Source organism: Thioalkalivibrio sp. ALJ3, from assembly GCF_000377205.1.
Classification (GTDB): domain Bacteria; phylum Pseudomonadota; class Gammaproteobacteria; order Ectothiorhodospirales; family Ectothiorhodospiraceae; genus Thioalkalivibrio.
Map to the genome: position 1 here is coordinate 96,366 of NZ_KB897910.1, position 18,323 is coordinate 114,688.

Consider the following 18,323-nt stretch of genomic DNA (forward strand, 5'->3'; position numbering starts at 1 on the left):
CAGCCGGGCCGTCGCGGCTGCAGGCCATGACGGGGCCGGGGCTGCGTCTGCTCGCCGGCATGGGACTGGCCGGGGCGCTGGTGCTGGGCTTCAGCCTGTGGCTGCACTTCGATCCGGACCAGCACTTGCCGATTGGCTCCATCCAGATTACCGGCGAGCCGCGTCATGCCGACACGGACGCGATCCTCGAACAGGTGCGGGCGCATGCGCCGGGATTCGTGGGTACGGACCTCGAGGTGCTGCGTGAGGAGCTGCAGGCGATGCCCTGGGTGGACGCGGTGCAGCTGCGTCGGCGCTGGCCAGACACCCTGGAGATTCACGTGACCGAGCCGGTCCCGGTGGCCCAGTGGGGCGACGACCACCTGGTCGACCGCCACGGGCGTCTGTTCGGACCGGTGGATCTCGCCGACTGGGATTTCCTGCCCGCACTGGCCGGCGAGGACGGCCGTCAGGTGGTGCTGATGCACCGCTACCTTGAGGTCTCCGCGCGCCTGGCCGATGCCGGGTTCGAGGTGGTGGGTGTGCACGAGGGCAAGCGGCATGACTGGACCATCCATTTGGCCGATGGCGCCGAGGTCCTGATGGGCCGTGACGTGAATCTGAATCGGCTGGGCCAGCTGGTGCGCGCGGCACCGGCCCTGCGGGCGCGCGAGGAAGCCCCGATTGCGCGGGTGGACCTGCGCTATCCGCACGGTCTGGCCGTGGCCTGGGCCGAGGAAGCGGACAACAACGGCGGCAACGCCCGATGACACGAATGACAGGACGCAGAAAGATGATGGCAAAGAAGTCGGAACCCGGACTGATCGTCGGCCTGGATGTCGGTACCTCGAAGATCGAGGCGATCGTCGGCGAGCTGACCGACGAGGGCGAGATCGAGATCATCGGCATCGGCTCCTCGCCGTCGCGCGGGCTGAAGAAGGGTGTGGTCGTCAACATCGAGTCCACCGTCCAGTCGATCCAGCGCGCGGTCGAGGAGGCCGAGCTGATGGCCGGCTGCGAGATCCACTCGGTCTACACCGGGATCGCCGGTTCCCACATCAAGAGCTACAACTCCACCGGCGTGGTCGCGATCAAGGACGGCGAGGTGGTCGCCGGCGACGTCGATCGGGTGATCGATGCCGCCCGCGCGATCGCGATCCCGGCCGACCAGCGCATCCTCCACGTGCTGCCGCAGGAATACATCATCGACGAGCAGGAGGGCATCCGCGAGCCGATCGGGATGTCCGGGGTGCGGCTGGAGGCCAAGGTGCACCTGGTCACCGGCGCGGTGTCCGCGGCGCAGAACATCGTCAAGTGCGTGGAGCGCTGCGGGCTGCGGGTGGACGACATCATCCTCGAACAGCTCGCCTCCAGCTATTCGGTGCTCAGCGAGGACGAGAAGGACCTGGGCGTCTGCCTGGTGGACATCGGCGGCGGGACCACCGACATCGCGGTGTTCGCCCACGGCGCGATCATGCACACCGCGGTGATCCCGATTGCCGGGGATCAGGTGACCAACGACATCGCGGTCGCCCTGCGCACGCCGACCCAGTACGCCGATGAACTCAAGATCAAGTACGCCTGTGCGCTGCGCACGCTGGCCGACCCGGGCGAGACCATCGAGGTCCCGGGTGTCGGTGATCGCGCCGCGCGCCGGCTGTCGCGCCAGACGCTCGCCTCCGTGGTCGAGCCGCGCTACGAGGAGCTGCTGCAGCTGGTGCAGGCGGAACTGCGCCGCAGCGGTACCGAGGAAATGATTGCCGCCGGGGTGGTGCTCACCGGTGGCTCGTCCCGAATGGAAGGTGTGGTGGACCTCGCCGAAGAGGTCTTTCACATGCCCGTACGCCTGGGGGTGCCGCAGCGCGTCACCGGGCTCCTGGATGTGGTGAAGAACCCGATCCACGCGACGGGGGTGGGGCTGTTGCTCTACGCCCGCGAGTCGCGTGCGGAGCAGGAGGCCCGGCCCGTGAGCAGCGGGTTCCAGGGTGTATGGGCGCGCATGAAGCGCTGGTTTTCCGGGCAGCTCTGATGATCAGGGCGACCGGGTTTATGGGGGCCGGACCGCTCTCCGGCCATGGGCAAACAACTGACATGTACACACGAATCGAGAGGACGCAGCCATGACGTTCGAACTGATGGATACCTTTAGCCAGAACGCCACGATCAAGGTCGTTGGTGTTGGGGGTGGTGGCGGCAATGCCGTACAGCACATGGTTCACTCGCAACTCGACGGCGTGGACTTCATCTGCGCCAATACCGATGCCCAGGCCCTGAAGAGCCTGGACTCCAAGACGCTGCTGCAGCTGGGTGGCGATATCACCAAGGGCCTGGGTGCCGGGGCCGATCCGTCGGTCGGGCGCGAGGCGGCCCTGGAAGATCGCGAGCGCATCCAGGACCTGCTCCAGGGTGCGGACATGGTGTTCATTACCGCCGGTATGGGTGGCGGTACGGGCACCGGTGCGGCCCCGGTCGTTGCGCAGATCGCCAAGGAGATGGGCATCCTGACGGTCGCGGTGGTCACCAAGCCGTTCCCGTTCGAGGGCAAGAAGCGCATGCAGGTGGCCGTGTCCGGGATCAAGGCGCTGACCGAGCAGGTCGATTCGCTGATCACCATCCCGAACGAGAAGCTGCTGACCGTGCTGGGCAAGAACACCACGCTGCTGGATGCCTTCAAGGCCGCCAATGACGTGCTGTTCGGTGCGGTGCAGGGGATCGCGGAGCTGATCACCCGTCCCGGCCTGATCAACGTCGACTTTGCCGACGTGCGCAACGTGATGCGCGAGATGGGCATGGCGATGATGGGTACCGGCACGGGTACCGGCGAGGATCGTGCGCGTCAGGCTGCCGAGGCCGCGATTGCCAGCCCGCTGCTCGAGGATGTCGATATCTCCGGTGCCCGCGGGATTCTGGTGAACGTCACCGGGGGCATGGATGTCGGTATCGGCGAGTTCGAGGAGGTCGGTGAAGCGGTGAAGGCCCTCGCCTCCGAGGATGCGACCGTGGTGGTCGGTACCGTGATCGATCCCGAGATGAGCGACGAGCTCCGCGTGACCCTGGTGGCCACCGGTCTGGGCGCCCAGTCGTCCCAGCAGGAGCGCCCACAGGTGCGCGTCGTCGATGCCCAACCGAAGCGCGCAGTGGGTTCCGATGTCGAGGTGGACCTCGATCAGCCGACGGTCAAGCGCCGCGGCGGGGACAACCTTGCGGTCGACTACAACCAGCAGCAGGGCATTGATGTGCTGGATATTCCGGCATTCCTGCGCAAACAAGCCGACTGAGCAAGGGGCCGCATGCAGGGAGAGCGGAAACTTGCAATAATGCGGTAATCGTTGTGTGCATGAGGAGCCCGGGAGGGCCCGGGCTCCACTATGCACTTTAAAAACAAGAGGTTATCTGCGTTGATTCGACAAAGAACGCTGAAAAACAGCATTCGGGCCACTGGCGTGGGTCTGCATACCGGGGAAAAGGTCGTGCTGACGTTGCGACCGGCGCCGGTGAATACCGGGATCGTCTTCCATCGAAGCGACCTGGACCCCGTCGTGGAAATCCCGGCCCGTGCGGAGAACGTGGGCGACACGCGCTTGTCGACAACGCTGGTCAAGGGAGACGTGCGCGTCTCCACAGTGGAACACCTGCTCTCCGCGATCGCGGGGCTGGGCATCGACAACCTGCACGTGGATGTCAGTGCCGCCGAGGTCCCGATCATGGACGGCAGTGCCGGGCCGTTTGTATTCCTGTTGCAGTCCGCCGGGCTGAAGGAACAGGACGCCCCCAAGGAATTCATCCGGGTGAAGCGCAGCGTGGAAGTCCGCGAGGGCGACAAATGGGTGCGCTTCGACCCCTATGACGGGTTCAAGGTCGGTTTCTGCATCGACTTCGAACACCCGATGTTTACCGACGGAAGCCAGCGCGCCGAGCTGGACTTCTCGTCCACCTCCTTCGTGAAGGAGGTTTCGCGTGCCCGGACCTTCGGGTTCATGCGCGACATCGAGGCCCTGCGCGCCAATCAGCTGGCACTGGGTGGCAGCCTGGACAACGCAGTAGTGCTCGATGACTACAAGATCCTGAACGAAAACGGTCTGCGCTATGACAACGAGCTGGTCAAGCACAAGATCCTCGACGTGGTCGGTGATCTGTACCTGCTGGGCCACAGCCTGATCGGTGCGTTCACGGGCCACAAGTCCGGACACGCCCTCAACAATCAGTTGATTCGCCAACTGGCAGCGGACCAGACGGCCTGGGAAAAGGTCACCTTCGAGGACCCCTCGGAGCGACTGCCGATTTCCTTCGGGCAGCTGGCGCCAACGATCGCTGGCAGTTAGGGCGGTCCTGTCCTGTGCAGCGAGGGCTAGCTTCGCTGCGGGGGCACTGCCGCCAGGCGTTTTAGCGCCTCGGCCAGTTCCGGGTCGCTGACCGAGCGCGCGGTCTGCATGAGTAGCGAGCGGGCCGACTCCGGGATCTCGCGCTGGACCGCGACCGGCTCGGGTTGCGGCGCGCGCGGCGTGCTGTCGAGCCGGATACGCACCTCGGCGGGGGCCTCGATGCCGGCCGCCGCGAGCGTCTTGAGCAGCTCGCGCTGCTGGAAGCGGATCTCGGTTGCCAGGGCGCGGTCGGCGCAGACCGCGATCAGGGTGGCCCCCTGTCGCGTCAGCGCCAGGCGTCCGCTCTGCAACTCGTCTCCGACCAGCGGGGCGAGGGCGCGTTCCAGTTCCCGGTCGCGGGAACAGTGAGCGCTCAGGTCCGCCGCGACAAAGCGGTTCGCGGGGCGCGGCATCATCGGCGCGGCTCCGCGAACACTGACAGTACAAGAGTGATTGAGAAACGCATGCAACTGATCGTACTACGACCGGATGGCCTTTGTACCCGACTGCCATTTCGTGCCGCCCTGATCCTTGCCTTCACGCTGCTCGCCCTGGTGGTGGCCTCGGTCGCCGCTGCCTACTGGGTCGGACAGCAACAGCGCGAGGTCATCCAGGTCCCGGTGGTGCCGGGCAGCGACCAGGCCGTGATCGAGGCCGCCGAGCGCGAGGTCGCGCACGAGGGCCTGAAACATCTGGCGGAGCGTGTGGTTGCGCTGGAGCGCCAGCTTGCTCGTGTGGATCTGCGTATGCGTTCGGTCGGCGAGACCCTCGACCTGGACCTCTCCGAGCTGGGGCTCGCGATGGGTGGGCAGGGTGGCCCCGAGCTCGAGGGCCCGAATTCCCCTGTTGCGATGGATGAACGCCTCCAAGCCCTGGAACGCCTGCTCAACCGGCACCAGGCGTCAGTGGCCCTGATCGACGACACACTGCGCGAGGATGCCTCGCGTGAGGCCCTGCTCCCGCAGCTCATGCCGGTGGACGACGAGGCCTGGATCAGTTCCGCGTTTGGGTATCGCAACGATCCCTTTACGGGTGAGCGGCGCTTCCATTCCGGCATGGATTTCGCCGGTAGCCATGGATCTGAGATCCGTGCCGCCGGTGGTGGGATCGTCGTGTTCTCGGGCAAGCGCGACGCCTACGGCAAGATGATCGAGATCGACCACGGGGGTGGCCTGCGTACCCGCTATGCCCACAACTCGGAGCTACTGGTCGATCCCGGGCAGCGGGTGAGCGCCGGTGACACCATCGCGCGGATGGGCCGTACGGGGCGTGCCACCGATACGCACCTTCATTACGAGGTGCTGAAAGCCGGGCAGGCAGTCAACCCCTACGATTTCCTGCCCTCGGACGATTAAGCTAGCGTCCACTGAACGTTGAAAACCTTTCCCGGCTCCGCCACCGCGCAGCTGGTGGGCGGATGGTTTATCCTAGATAGGTTTCGGACAACGGCGGGTTCTAGCAAACCCCCTCAAGCGGATCCCTATGGTCAAGCAGCTCGTACAGAAGTTCTTCGGCAGTCGCAACGACCGCATCATCAAGCGTTATCGCAAGCAGGTCGAGCAGATAAACGCCCTGGCGGAAGCCACGGAGGCCCTGCCACGCGAGGAGCTTCGCAGCAAGACCACGGAACTGCGCCAGCGCGCCCAGGACGGCGAGTCTCTCGACAAGCTGCTGCCCGAGGCCTTTGCAGTCTGCCGGGCCATGAGCGTCCACGTGCTCGGCATGCGCCATTTCGATGTGCAGCTGATCGGTGGCATGGTCCTGAACGACGGGCGCATCGCCGAGATGCGTACCGGTGAAGGCAAGACCCTGGTCGCCACGTTGCCGGTGTACCTCAACGCCCTGACTGGTGATGGCGTACATGTGGTTACGGTCAACGACTACCTGGCCCGCCGCGATGCCGCCTGGATGGGGCGGCTCTATCACGCCCTGGGGTTGAGCATTGGCGTGGTCAACTCCTCCGGGGGGCAGGGTGTCGATACGTCTTCGTATCTCTACGACCCGGAGTACAAGGCCGAGGAAGGGGGGATGGACCACCTGCGTCCCGTGACCCGCCGCGAGGCCTATGCCGCGGATATCACCTACGGCACCAACAACGAGTTCGGCTTTGACTACCTGCGCGACAACATGGCCTTCTCGGCCGATCAGCGCGTGCAGCGCGGGCTCAATTTCGCAGTAGTCGACGAGGTCGACTCGATCCTGATCGACGAGGCCCGGACCCCGCTGATCATCTCCGGCCCCAGCGGCGACAGCTCCGAGCTGTATGAGCGGCTGAACAAGATCCCGCCCCAGCTCACCCGTCAGGAGGACGAGGAGAGCGAGGGCGACTACTACGTCGACGAGAAAGCCAAGCAGGTCTTTTTGAGCGAGGACGGTCACGAGAAGGCCGAGCAGTTGCTGCGCGAGGAGGGCTTGCTGGAGGAATACCAGTCCCTGTACGACGCCGGTTCGATCCAGGTCCTGCATCACCTGAACGCCGCGCTGCGGGCCCACGCCCTGTTCCATCGGGATGTCGACTATCTGGTGCGCGACAACAAGGTACAGATCATCGACGAATTCACCGGCCGTATCATGGGCGGCCGGCGCTGGTCCGAGGGCCTGCATCAGGCGATCGAGGCGAAGGAAGGCGTGCCGATCCAGCGCGAGAACCAGACGCTGGCCTCGATCACCTTCCAGAATTACTTCCGCCTGTACGAAAAGCTGTCTGGCATGACCGGGACCGCGGACACCGAGGCCTACGAGTTCCAGACGATCTATGGTCTCGAAGTCGTGGTGGTGCCCGGCAACAAGCCGCTGGTGCGCGACGACATGCAGGACCTCGTCTATCTGACCCAGGAGGAGAAGTACCAGGCGATCATCAAGGAGATCCAGTGGTGCGTGGATCGTGGCCAGCCCGTGCTGGTCGGCACCGCATCCGTCGAGGCCTCCGAGCGCCTGGCCCAGGCCCTGAAAAAGACCGGGATCAAGTTCGAGGTGCTCAACGCGAAGCAGCACGAGCGCGAGGCCGCGATCATTGCCCATGCCGGGCGCCCGGGCGCGATCACGCTGGCGACCAACATGGCCGGTCGCGGGACCGACATCGTGCTGGGCGGATCGCTGGATGCCGAGCTGGCCGAAGCGGATCCGGACGACACCGAGACGCAGGAGAAGATCAAGGCCGACTGGCAGAAGCGCCACGATGCCGTGCTCGAGTCCGGCGGCCTGCACATTATCGGTTCCGAGCGCCACGAATCCCGCCGTATCGACAACCAGTTGCGTGGTCGTTCCGGGCGCCAGGGCGATCCGGGGTCCAGCCGCTTCTTCCTCTCGCTGGAAGACAACCTGATGCGGGTGTTCGCCTCCGAGCGCGTGCGCGGGCTGATGCAGCGCCTGGGCATGAAGGAGGGCGAGGCGATCGAGAACGCCTGGGTCTCGCGCGCGATCGAGAACGCCCAGCGCAAGGTCGAGGCGCACAACTTTGATATCCGCAAACAACTGCTGGAGTACGACGACGTCGCGAATGACCAGCGGCGGGTGATCTACGAGCAGCGGGCGGAACTGCTGACCACCGAGGACATCAGCGATACCATCGACGCGTTGCTCGGCGACGTGGTCAATGCCCAGATCAGCGAGTACATCCCGCCGGGCTCGATCGAGGACGAATGGGACGTCGCGGGCCTGGAGCAGGCCCTGGCCGGGGAGTTCGGGATCGAGCTTCCCGTGAAGCAGTGGCTGGAAGATGAGGACGATCTGCACGAGGAGCCGCTGCGCGAGCGCATTGTCGAGCATGCCCGCACGCTGCTCGCCGGCAAGCGCGAACAGTTGGGCGACACCACGATGAATCGCCTGCAGCGCGACATGATGCTGCAGGTTCTGGATACCCAGTGGAAGGAACATCTGGCGGCGATGGATTACCTGCGTCAGGGCATCGGGCTGCGCGGGTACGCGCAGCGCAACCCGAAGCAGGAATACAAGAAAGAAGCCTTTGCGATGTTCCAGACCCTGCTGGAGCGCATCAAGCACGATGTCATCAAGTACTTGCTGCGCATCCAGCTGCGTTCACCCGAAGAGGTCGAGGCGTTGCAGCCGAAAAAGAAGGCGCCGGCCGAGTCGGACATGAAGTTCCAGCACGAGAACCCGGACAGCGCGCTGGATACCGGGACGGGGGAACGCGAGCCGGTGGCCACTGGCGATACGCCTTATCGTCGGGAGGGCCCCAAACTCGGTCGCAACGAACCCTGCTGGTGCGGTTCGGGCAAGAAGTACAAGCAGTGCCACGGCAAGCTCTGAGCGTCTAGGTATGGCCGTTGGGCTGCAACCCCCGGATACATTACTGCCGGTGCCGGGCATCCGTCTGGCCACGACGGCAGCGGGTATCCGCTACGCCGGACGCGATGACCTGGTGTTGATCGACGCGGGGCCGGATGCCGCCATTGCCGCGCTGTACACCACCAACGCCTTCTGCGCTGCTCCGGTCATCGTGGCCCGCGACCACCAGGCTGTGACTTCGGGCCGCTGGCTGCTGATCAACGCGGGCAACGCCAATGCCGGTACCGGCGAGCCGGGACTCGCCGCTGCGCGGGCCTGCTGTGAGGCGGTCGCCGATGTGGTGGGTGGCGAAGCTCGCACGGTGTTGCCGTTTTCCACCGGCGTGATCGGCGAGCCATTGCCAGTCGAGCGGATCACCACGGCCTTGCCTACACTGTACGCCGCTATGGTCCCGAATGGCTGGATGCAGGCGGGCCGCGCAATCATGACCACGGATACCGTGCTCAAAGGCGGCAGTCGTCGCATCGAGCTCTCGGGCGGTAGCGTGACTCTGACCGGGATCGCCAAGGGCTCGGGGATGATTCACCCGAACATGGCCACCATGCTCGGGTTCATCGGGACCGATCTCGCCATCACCGAAGCCGATCTGCTGCCTTTGCTGCGCGAAGCGAATGCGGACAGTTTCAATGCCATTACGGTGGATGGCGATACCTCCACCAACGATGCGCTCGTCTGCATGGCCTCGGGTGCCAGTGGTGCGGCGCTGGCCACGACCGAGGACCGCGAGGCTTTTACGCGCGCTCTCGGGGGGCTGTGCCTCGAACTCGCCCAGGCGATCGTGCGTGACGGTGAAGGTGCGACCAAGTTCGTGACCGTGGTGGTTGAGTCGGCACGTGACGAAGCCGAGGCCGCACGGGTGGCCGAAACCGTGGCCCTGTCGCCCCTGGTCAAGACCGCTCTGTTCGCGTCCGATCCCAATTGGGGGCGCATCCTGGCCGCAGTCGGTCGCGCCGGCGTCACGGATCTGGTGATCGAGCAGGTCGCCATCACCGTAAATGATGTCGAGATTGTGCGCGGGGGCGGGCGTTCCCCGGGCTACACCGAGGCAGCCGGGCAGCAGGCCTTCGCGCAGGACGAGATCGAGATCCGCATCGCGCTCGGTCGAGGTCCCGCAGTCGCCCGCAAGTACACCTGTGACTTCTCCCACGAGTACGTTCGTATCAATGCCGAATACCGGTCCTGAGCCGGTGGATCCCGACTCTCCACTGGAAGTTGCGGTGGGGCTGGTCCTTGATGCGACGGGGCGGGTTCTGGTCAGCCGTCGGCTGGCGGGCCGGCACCTGGCCGGCTTCTGGGAGTTTCCTGGCGGCAAGATCGACTCGGGCGAGAGCGCCTTCGCGGGCCTCGCGCGCGAGCTGCACGAGGAGCTTGGGATTCTCGTTCATGCGGGTGTTCAGTGCCTGACCGTGCGTCATGACTTTTCCGAGTGCTCCGTGGCCCTGCGCGTGTTCCGGGTGACGGACTGGTCGGGCGAGGTGCATGGCCGCGAGGGCCAGGAATGGGCCTGGCGTGATCCCGGCACTCTGGACCCGACGGATTTCCCCGCCGCCAACCATCCGATGTTCCAGGCCCTGGTCCTGCCGCATCGCTATCTGATCACCCCGGAGCCCACTAGTGCGGCGGAGATCCCGACGGTGGTCGAACAGGTCCAGACGGCGCTGGCTCGCTTGACCAGCCCTATGTTGCAGGTGCGTGCCCCGAGTCTGGGGCGGGCGGATTACCGTGCCCTGATCGAGCCGCTGTATGGCTTCGCCCATGCCCGTGGCATCCCGCTACTCGCGAATGCACCGTGGGCGTGGGTAGACGATCTCCCGGGTGTGGGCTGGCACCTGCCGGAACGGCGCTGGCGTGAGTGCTCCGCGCGCCCGGTGGTGTCGGGACCGGTAGCCGCTTCGGTGCACGATGCCGAGGGGCTGTCCATGGCCACCCGGTTGGGGCTCGATTTCGCGGTCTTGAGTCCGGTCCGGGCCACCGCATCCCACCGTGGTGTGCCCGGTATGGGATGGGAGGCGTTTGCCGAGCAGGTGCGCGAGGCGGGAATCCCGGTTTATGCCCTTGGTGGCATGCAGGAGGGTGACCTGGAGCGCGCTCGGGCCCTTGGCGCGCAGGGTATCGCGGCGATCCGGGGATTGCTGGGCTAAGCCTCTCGCTCAGGATCGAGTTGGGGGGCGTGCCGCGGGCTTACAGGGCGCAGCAGCACAGCTGGAATTCGATGTCTCTCGCCGCTGGGACGGGGCGGCTGCGAAAGTCCTCGGGGGAAAAAAACCGTACCGTGAAGCGCTGGCGTCCGGCGCTGATCTCCGGATAGTACCCCAGGTCGGGGTCGACACTGACCCGGATCAGCTGCCATGCATGACTCGTATCCAGGCTGCGTTCGAAATAGCCGTCTTCGGCGAGTGCTGACTCGGAACGCCCGGAGCGGCGCATGTAGGACAATACCTGGATGGTCGCTTCCGCGACCGTGTTGAGTGGCTCGAACCACTCCAGTAGCAGTGCGGTCCGTTCCTGGGAGCTCTGGGCCAGCCAGTGGTGGTAGATCGGCAGATCGAAATCGAAGGCCCCTCCAGGCAGGGCCATGCGCTGGCGCACGCTGTTGAAGAACTCGTTACCGCGTACCCGGTGGTCGAGTGCACCCGCCTGGGCCTCCAGCGCCGTGTGCAGGCGTGTCTGGGCCTCCATCGTCTCGGTAAAGCGCTCGGGGTCGACGCCGGGCTGGTGCGTGAGTCGGTTCAGATTCGCCGTCTGGCGCTCGATCTCGCCCATCAGTTCGCGCTTGATGTCGACGCGTGTGACCAGGGCATAGATGTCGACCAGCGATACGAGTGCCTCGTGGTGGTCGAAGGGCCGGCCGGATTCCAGGGCGTCGCCGAACCGCTGCGCCAGGGCCTCCAAACGCAGCAGCAGTCGCACACGTTCATGCAGCGGTTGTTCGAAGGTGAGCAATTGGATCACGGGCGGCCCGTCCGGCTTGGGTTCGCAGTGTTGCGGGGCAACGAGGTTTCGGCAGTATCCGGTATTCCGGGGGCGACTTTCCACCCGGTCCGGAAAGACGCCGGAACTGCACGCGGCTCGTGGCCGTACTCCGGACCGCGTACGAAGTTACCCATCACCCGTTTCGTCACGCAACTGCCTGTGCAGCGCGGCCACCTGCTGACGCAGGTTTTCATCAGTGGTCGCGCTGTCATTGGTGATGAGGTGGTCGGCCCGCTGCCGGCGCTCCTCCGGGGTCAACTGGCAGTCCATGATCGCCTGTATTTCAGCGTGGCTGCGACCGTCGCGAGTCACGACCCTTTCAATCTGTTCCGCTGGCTCGCAGTCGACTACGATGACCTCGTCAAACCCGTTCTCCCATCCGGCCTCGAACAAGAGTGGCACGACGATCAGGATATAGCCGGTGGCGTCTGGCAGTTCGCGGAGTCGCCGTTCCAGCTCCGCGTGCACGGCCGGGTGCACCAGTGCTTCCAGTGCCTTGCGCTCGTCCGGCTGCGCAAAGACCCGTGCGCGCAAAGCCCCGCGATCCAGCCGGCCGCGGGCGTCCAGTATGCCCGGGCCAAAACGGCGGACAATTGCCGCATGCAGGTCGTGGCCGGGCTGCTGCAGTTCACGGGTGATCCGATCGGCATCCACGACCGGCACCCCCAGGCTGGCGAACAGTCCGGCGACGCGGCTCTTGCCGCAGCCAATCCCCCCTGTCAGTCCGACCCGACGCATGAAACTAGAGCCCCTGTGGGAAGTAGAGCGCCACCAGCGTATCGCCCCAGATCAGCGCCAGCCACCCGGCGGCCGCCAGATAGGGCCCGAATGGGATCGGGATATTGCGGTCGCGCCCGCGCAGGAGGATCAGCAGGATGCCGACGATCGCCCCGACCAGGGAGGCCAGCAGCAGGATTACCGGCAGGGCCTGCCAGCCGAGCCATGTGCCCAGTGCGGCGAGCAGCTTGAAATCGCCATACCCCATGCCCTCCTTGCCGGTGGCCAGGCGAAAGCCATGATAGATCAGCCACAGGACCAGGTAGCCGGCGGCCGCTCCGATCACGGCCGACTGCAGATCGGTGAAGGTGCCCGGGATATTGACCAGTAGCCCCAGCCAGAGCAACGGCAGGGTCAGTTGGTCCGGGAGCAGGGTGGTGCGCGCGTCGATTCCGGCGGCGGCGATCAGAATGCCGGTGAAAATCAGCGCCAGCAGTGCCGTCGTGTCGGCTCCGAAGTGCCAGATGGTCAGGGCAAACAGGGCCGCGGTGAGGATCTCGACCAACGGATACTGCCAACTGATGGCCGTGCCGCAGCCCGGACAGCGGCCGCGCAGCCAGAGAAAGCTGAGCACGGGGATATTCTCGTGCGCGCGGATCGGCCGCTCGCAGTGGGGACAGCGCGAACGCGGGCGCAGCAGGTCGAACGGGGTGTCGTCCGCCGGGGGCTCCTGTTCCAGGATGGCCCGCGCCTCGGCATTCCAGCCACGCTCCAGCATTACCGGCAGCCGGGCGATCACCACGTTCAGAAAGCTGCCGATCAGCAGCCCGAATACCGCTGCGACCGCGATTGCCCAGGGTGGCGACAGGAACTCTTCGGTGCCGAGCATCCTAGGGAAGCCCTGACCAATGTGCACGCTCGCGCTCGAGTCGCTTTTGCGTGCGAACAAGGCGCGGCGACTGCCGTGCAGTCATTCTGCACAAGGGAGCCGCAACGCCGTGCGCGCGCCCGTTTTTAATAACAACGGGCGGCCGAGCCCCTGCTTTCAATGGTTTGTGGGGTTGGTACCCCAGGTTCCTCGATACGGCGTTGCGCCCCGAATCAACCGAAAACGGGCGGGTAGAACCACTACCCGCTGCACGACGCGCCTTGTCTCGGAAAACCTGGGGTACCAACGTGAGTGTGTACATTGGTCAGGGCTTCCCTAGATGACCTGACCCATCTGGAAGATGGGCAGGTACATCGCGATCACCAGGCCGCCGACCAGTACGCCGAGTACGACCATGATCAGGGGTTCGAGCAGGCTCGAGAGACTGTCCACGGCGTTGTCCACCTCGGCCTCGTAGAAGTCCGCCACTTTCGCCAGCATCGAGTCCAGCGAGCCGGATTCCTCGCCGATCGCGACCATCTGCACGACCATGTTGGGGAACACGCCGGTGTTGCGCATCGACCACTGCAACTGGGCCCCGGCCGAGGTTTCGTCCCGCATGCGCAGCGTGGCCTCGCGATACAGGGCGTTGCCGGTGGCGCCGGAGACCGAGGTGAGGGCATCGACCAGTGGTACACCGGCCGAAAACATGGTCGACAGCGTTCGCGCGAAGCGGGCGATCGCGGCCTTGCGCAGGATCGGACCGAAGGCCGGGGCCTTTAGGATGGCGATATCGAGAAAGCGCGCGAACCGCGGTGATCGCTGCCGGATCTGTACGAAGGCGAAGCCGATCGCGACCATGGCCGCGAGAATCAGCCACCACCAGGACTGCACAAACCCCGAGAGATCGACCACCATGCGGGTAAAGACCGGCAGGTCCGCGCCAAAGCCCTGGAATAGCGATTCGAACTGCGGGACCACGTAGATCAGCAGGATGGCCGTGACCACGATCGCGACCACGATGACCGCTGCCGGGTAGAACATCGCCTTGCGGATCTTGGCCTTCAGCGCCTCGGTCTTTTCCTTGTAGGTGGCCACCTTGTCCAGCAGGGTCTCGAGCGTCCCCGCCTGCTCGCCGGCCTCGACCAGATTGACGACCAGGTCATCGAAGTACTTGGGCTGCTTGGCCAGCGCGGCGGCAAAGGTCTCGCCGCCCTCGACGTCGGCCTTGAGCTTGAGTACGAGATCGCGCATCGCCGGCTTCTCGTTGCCTCGCCCGACGATCTCGAACGCCTGAACCAGCGGCACGCCGGACTGCAGCATCGTGGTCATCTGCCGCAGGAAGTAGGCGATGTCCGCGGGGACGATCTTCTTCTTGCCGGCGGAAAAGAGCGATTTCGGTTTCTTGCGAATCTTGACGACATTGATGCCGTTCTTGCGCAGCTCGGAGCGTGCGACGGCTTCGCTGTCGGCCGGGGTCTCGCCCTTGACCCGGTCGCCGTTCTTGTTCAGTCCTTCCCAAGCGTAGATTGTCCCGGAATCGGCCATCTACCTGTCCCCCTGTGCTGTTGACCCGAACCGGAGCCCTTCCGGCGTCTCCTAGTCCTTGGTCACGCGGTTAACTTCCTCGAGGCTGGTCATCCCTGCCATGACTTTCATCAGGCCGGCGCGACGCAGATCCTCGACCCCTTCCTTTTCGGCCTGCTGGGCCAGCTGCATGGAGTTGTAGCCCTCCAGAATGCCGCGCTGCATTTCTTCGCTGATCGGCATGACCTGATAGATGCCGACCCGTCCCTTGTAGCCGTTCGTGCACTGATCGCAGCCCACCGCCCGGTAGGCTGTGACTCCGGCCTGGATGTCGGCGTCGGTGAAGCCCTCCTTGCGCAGGACCTCTTCCGGGAGATCCTCCGGTTCCTTGCAGTTAGTGCACAGTCGGCGCGCCAGGCGCTGCGCGATGATCAGCAGGATCGAGGAGGCGATGTTGTAGGGGGGTACCCCCATGTTCGCCAGTCGGGTCAGGGTCTGCGGGGCGTCGTTGGTATGCAGCGTGGAGAGGACCAGGTGCCCTGTCTGTGCGGCCTTGATCGCGATCTCCGCGGTCTCCAGGTCGCGAATCTCCCCCACCATGATGACGTCGGGATCCTGGCGCAGGAAGGCTCGCAGGGCACTGGCGAACGTCAGTCCGACTTTTGGGTTGATGTTGACCTGGTTGACCCCGGGCATGTTGATTTCCGAGGGGTCCTCTGCTGTGGAGATATTGCGGTCCGCCGTGTTCAGAATCCCGAGACCGGTATACAGCGAGACGGTCTTCCCCGAGCCGGTCGGACCGGTCACCAGGATCATTCCGTAGGGGCGCTTGAGTGCCTGGAGATAATCCTCTTTCTGGTGTTCCTCGTAGCCGAGCTGGTCAATGCCCATCTGGGTGCTGCTCGGGTCGAGGATACGCATGACGATCTTTTCGCCGTACAGCGTGGGCAGCGAGGAAACACGGAAGTCGATCGAGCGCGTGCGCGAGAGTTTCAGCTTGATGCGCCCGTCCTGCGGTACCCGCCGTTCGGCGATGTCCATGCGTGACATGACCTTCACGCGCGCGGTGATGCGCGGCGCCAGGTTGTTGGGTGGGTGAGCGACCTCGTGCAGTACCCCGTCGATGCGGAAGCGCACGCGAAAGTCCTTTTCGAACGGCTCGAGGTGGATGTCCGATGCCTTGCGGTTGATCGCGTCCATCAGCAGTTTGTTGACGAAACGCACCACCGGTGCATCGTCCACCGCGTCGGCTGCGTCCGGAGACTCCTGGTCTTCGCCGCCGCCGGATTCGATCGCGAGGTTCTCGAGATCGTCGTCCCCGAGGTCGTCCATCAGTGACGAGGCGGCGCTCAGCGCGCTGTCGATCAGGCGGTCAAGCTTGTGCCCCTCCACCAGCACGGCCTCAACGGGCATCCCGGTAGCGAACTTGAACTCGTCGGTCGCGCCCAGGTTGGTGGGGTCGGAGACGGCAATGTAAAGCCGGTTGCCGCGCTGCATGATCGGCAGGGCGTGGTGCTTCTGGATCAGCTTCTCGTTCAGGTGATCCTTGGGCAGCAGCTCTGGATCAAAGCATGACAAATCCAGTACCGGCAGCCCGAATTCCTCGGCGGCGGCCTCGGCCAGACGGGCTTCGGAAACCTGCCCCTTGCTGGCGAGCAGGGGCATTAGCGGGGTCTGCTGAGCGCGCGATTCCTCGGCGATCTGGGCAGCAATATCTTCTGCGATCAGGCCAGCGTCCACCAGACGCTTGGCCAGACCCGGCAGGCGGGGCGCCGTTGTCGTGTTGGGCATGGGCGTCTACGCGCGAATCCTTGTCCTTAATAAACACACTCTACGTGCGTCTGCGGTGGAATGGAAACCGTCAGACGTCGGGTATGAGCCAGACCATGGGGGAGTGAGGAAGGAGTGGCTCCGGGTGCCCGCGGCGCGGATCACATCCAGTGTGTCGCGTATGCAATCCTCGCTTGACGCTGCGCTTCGCGCTGGTTCAGAATACGCGGCTTGATCGAGGAGGGATACCCAAGCGGTCAACGGGGGCAGACTGTAAATCTGCTGGCTCAGCCTTCGGAGGTTCGAATCCTCCTCCCTCCACCATCGGGTTTTCAAGCCAGCGGCCTGTAGCGGGCGGTGGTTCGGCAAGCCAGGGTTCTGCGGGTGTAGTTCAATGGTAGAACCTCAGCCTTCCAAGCTGATGATGTGGGTTCGATTCCCATCACCCGCTCCAGTTGATCCGAACGGTTCGGGTCTGCCCCTGGCCAGGTAAGTCAGGCTCATGTAGCTCAGTCGGTAGAGCACTTCCTTGGTAAGGAAGAGGTCACCGGTTCAAATCCGGTCATGAGCTCCAAATTTTGTAAGTCAGCGTACAACCTGCGTCGCTTGTGAAAGCGTCACGATCCGGGGAAGCGAGAGATGTCCAAGGAAAAGTTCGAGCGTAAGAAGCCGCATGTGAATGTGGGGACGATTGGTCATGTGGACCATGGCAAGACCACGCTGACGGCGGCGATGACGGCGGTGCTGGGCAAGAAGTACGGCAGTGAGGCCCGTGCGTTTGACCAGATCGACAATGCGCCGGAAGAGAAGGCGCGCGGGATTACGATTGCGACCGCGCACGTGGAATACGAGTCTGACGTTCGTCACTACGCGCATGTGGACTGCCCCGGGCACGCGGACTACGTGAAGAACATGATCACGGGTGCGGCGCAGATGGACGGCGCGATCCTGGTGGTGTCGGCGGCCGACGGCCCGATGCCGCAGACGCGCGAGCACATTCTGCTGGCGCGTCAGGTGGGCGTGCCGTACATCGTGGTGTTCCTGAACAAGGCCGACATGGTTGACGACCCCGAGCTGCTTGAGCTGGTCGAGATGGAAGTGCGCGATCTGCTGTCCTCGTATGATTTCCCGGGTGACGACACTCCGGTGGTCACCGGTTCCGCGCTGAAGGCGCTGGAAGGGGACGACAGCGAAGTGGGCGCGCAGGCCATTTACAAGCTGGTCGAGGCGATGGACAGCTGGATTCCGGAGCCGGAGCGCGCGGTGGACGGTGACTTCCTGATGCCGGTGGAAGACGTGTTCTCGATCTCTGGTCGCGGCACGGTGGTGACGGGTCGTATCGAGCGCGGTGTGGTCAAGGTGGGCGAGGAGATCGAGATTGTCGGGATCCGCGACACCCAGAAGACCACCGTTACCGGTGTGGAGATGTTCCGCAAGCTGCTGGACCAGGGCGAAGCGGGCGACAACGTGGGCGTGCTGCTGCGTGGTACCAAGCGCGACGAGGTGCAGCGTGGTCAGGTGCTGTGCAAGCCGGGTTCGATCACCCCGCACACGCACTTCGAAGCCGAGGTGTACATCCTGGGCAAGGACGAGGGCGGCCGTCATACCCCGTTCTTCAATGGCTATCGCCCGCAGTTCTATTTCCGGACGACGGACGTGACGGGCTCGGTGGAGCTGCCGGAAGGCACCGAGATGGTGATGCCGGGTGACAACGTGAAGATGACCGTGTCGCTGATCAGCCCGATCGCGATGGAAGATGGTCTGCGCTTTGCGATCCGTGAAGGCGGCCGCACCGTCGGCGCCGGCGTCGTATCCAAGAT

15 protein-coding genes and 3 tRNA genes are annotated in these 18,323 nt (G+C 64.7%); 12 read left to right on the top strand and 6 right to left on the bottom strand.

Translation table 11 applies throughout. From position 1 onward, the window contains the following. The first annotated feature begins 26 nt into the window (after positions 1-26). The 4 genes from C935_RS0111280 to lpxC all read left to right on the top strand — a co-directional run bounded on the left by C935_RS0111280 (position 27) and on the right by lpxC (position 4,301). Entirely contained in the window at positions 27-749 is a 723-nt protein-coding gene (locus C935_RS0111280) for a cell division protein FtsQ/DivIB (RefSeq protein ID WP_018862605.1), read from the top strand. 23 nt (positions 750-772) lie between these two features. Further along, entirely contained in the window at positions 773-2,008 is a 1,236-nt protein-coding gene (gene ftsA, locus C935_RS0111285; RefSeq protein WP_018138012.1) for a cell division protein FtsA, read from the top strand. A 91-nt stretch (positions 2,009-2,099) separates the two neighbouring features. Next, the gene (ftsZ, locus tag C935_RS0111290; RefSeq protein WP_018862606.1) at positions 2,100-3,257 is read left to right on the top strand and encodes a cell division protein FtsZ; all 1,158 of its coding nucleotides are present in this window, start codon (positions 2,100-2,102) and stop codon (positions 3,255-3,257) included. A 120-nt stretch (positions 3,258-3,377) separates the two neighbouring features. After that, on the top strand, positions 3,378-4,301 hold the full coding sequence (gene lpxC / locus C935_RS0111295) for a UDP-3-O-acyl-N-acetylglucosamine deacetylase (RefSeq protein WP_231367711.1): 924 nt from the start codon (positions 3,378-3,380) through the stop codon (positions 4,299-4,301). Between the two features lie 26 nt (positions 4,302-4,327). Here lpxC and C935_RS0111300 read toward each other — a convergent pair whose 3' ends face one another. Next, positions 4,328-4,756, bottom strand: coding sequence for a DciA family protein (locus C935_RS0111300; protein WP_018862608.1), 429 nt, complete (start codon positions 4,754-4,756; stop codon positions 4,328-4,330). 48 nt (positions 4,757-4,804) lie between these two features. On the opposite strand from C935_RS0111300, the gene C935_RS0111305 reads away from it, so the two are divergent. The 4 genes from C935_RS0111305 (at position 4,805) to C935_RS0111320 (ending at position 10,789) form a co-directional block, all read left to right on the top strand. Continuing rightward, positions 4,805-5,695, top strand: coding sequence for a M23 family metallopeptidase (locus C935_RS0111305; protein ID WP_018862609.1), 891 nt, complete (start codon positions 4,805-4,807; stop codon positions 5,693-5,695). Positions 5,696-5,822: 127 nt separating this feature from the next. After that, the gene (secA, locus tag C935_RS0111310) at positions 5,823-8,609 is read left to right on the top strand and encodes a preprotein translocase subunit SecA (protein WP_018862610.1); all 2,787 of its coding nucleotides are present in this window, start codon (positions 5,823-5,825) and stop codon (positions 8,607-8,609) included. 10 nt (positions 8,610-8,619) lie between these two features. Further along, positions 8,620-9,831 carry a bifunctional glutamate N-acetyltransferase/amino-acid acetyltransferase ArgJ gene (gene argJ / locus C935_RS0111315; RefSeq protein ID WP_026278777.1) on the top strand — a complete coding sequence of 404 codons (1,212 nt, stop codon included), beginning with the start codon at positions 8,620-8,622 and terminating at the stop codon, positions 9,829-9,831. Beyond that, positions 9,812-10,789, top strand: a complete 978-nt coding sequence (locus tag C935_RS0111320; protein ID WP_018862612.1) for a Nudix family hydrolase — start codon at positions 9,812-9,814, stop codon at positions 10,787-10,789. Before argJ ends, C935_RS0111320 begins: the two co-directional genes overlap by 20 nt. A 40-nt stretch (positions 10,790-10,829) precedes the next feature. Here the strand turns inward: C935_RS0111320 and zapD are convergent, their stop codons facing one another. From zapD to pilB, 5 genes are all read right to left on the bottom strand, one after another. Continuing rightward, positions 10,830-11,600 (bottom strand): cell division protein ZapD, encoded by a 771-nt coding sequence (gene zapD / locus C935_RS0111325; RefSeq protein ID WP_018862613.1) that lies wholly within the window; start codon positions 11,598-11,600, stop codon positions 10,830-10,832. Positions 11,601-11,747: 147 nt separating this feature from the next. After that, entirely contained in the window at positions 11,748-12,359 is a 612-nt protein-coding gene (coaE, locus tag C935_RS0111330; protein ID WP_018862614.1) for a dephospho-CoA kinase, read from the bottom strand. Between the two features lie 4 nt (positions 12,360-12,363). After that, on the bottom strand, positions 12,364-13,227 hold the full coding sequence (locus C935_RS0111335) for an A24 family peptidase (protein ID WP_018862615.1): 864 nt from the start codon (positions 13,225-13,227) through the stop codon (positions 12,364-12,366). Positions 13,228-13,542: 315 nt separating this feature from the next. Beyond that, positions 13,543-14,754 (bottom strand): type II secretion system F family protein, encoded by a 1,212-nt coding sequence (locus C935_RS0111340; protein WP_018862616.1) that lies wholly within the window; start codon positions 14,752-14,754, stop codon positions 13,543-13,545. Positions 14,755-14,805: 51 nt separating this feature from the next. Next, entirely contained in the window at positions 14,806-16,524 is a 1,719-nt protein-coding gene (gene pilB, locus C935_RS0111345; protein WP_018862617.1) for a type IV-A pilus assembly ATPase PilB, read from the bottom strand. A gap of 218 nt (positions 16,525-16,742) precedes the next feature. On the opposite strand from pilB, the gene C935_RS0111350 reads away from it, so the two are divergent. The 4 genes from C935_RS0111350 to tuf all read left to right on the top strand — a co-directional run. Next, positions 16,743-16,827: transfer RNA gene (locus C935_RS0111350), tRNA-Tyr, on the top strand. A gap of 56 nt (positions 16,828-16,883) precedes the next feature. Continuing rightward, positions 16,884-16,957: transfer RNA gene (locus C935_RS0111355), tRNA-Gly, on the top strand. A 44-nt stretch (positions 16,958-17,001) separates the two neighbouring features. Beyond that, positions 17,002-17,077, top strand: a tRNA-Thr gene (locus C935_RS0111360). Between the two features lie 65 nt (positions 17,078-17,142). After that, positions 17,143-18,323: elongation factor Tu (gene tuf, locus C935_RS0111365; RefSeq protein ID WP_018862618.1), on the top strand; the 1,181-nt coding region annotated here is incomplete at its 3' end.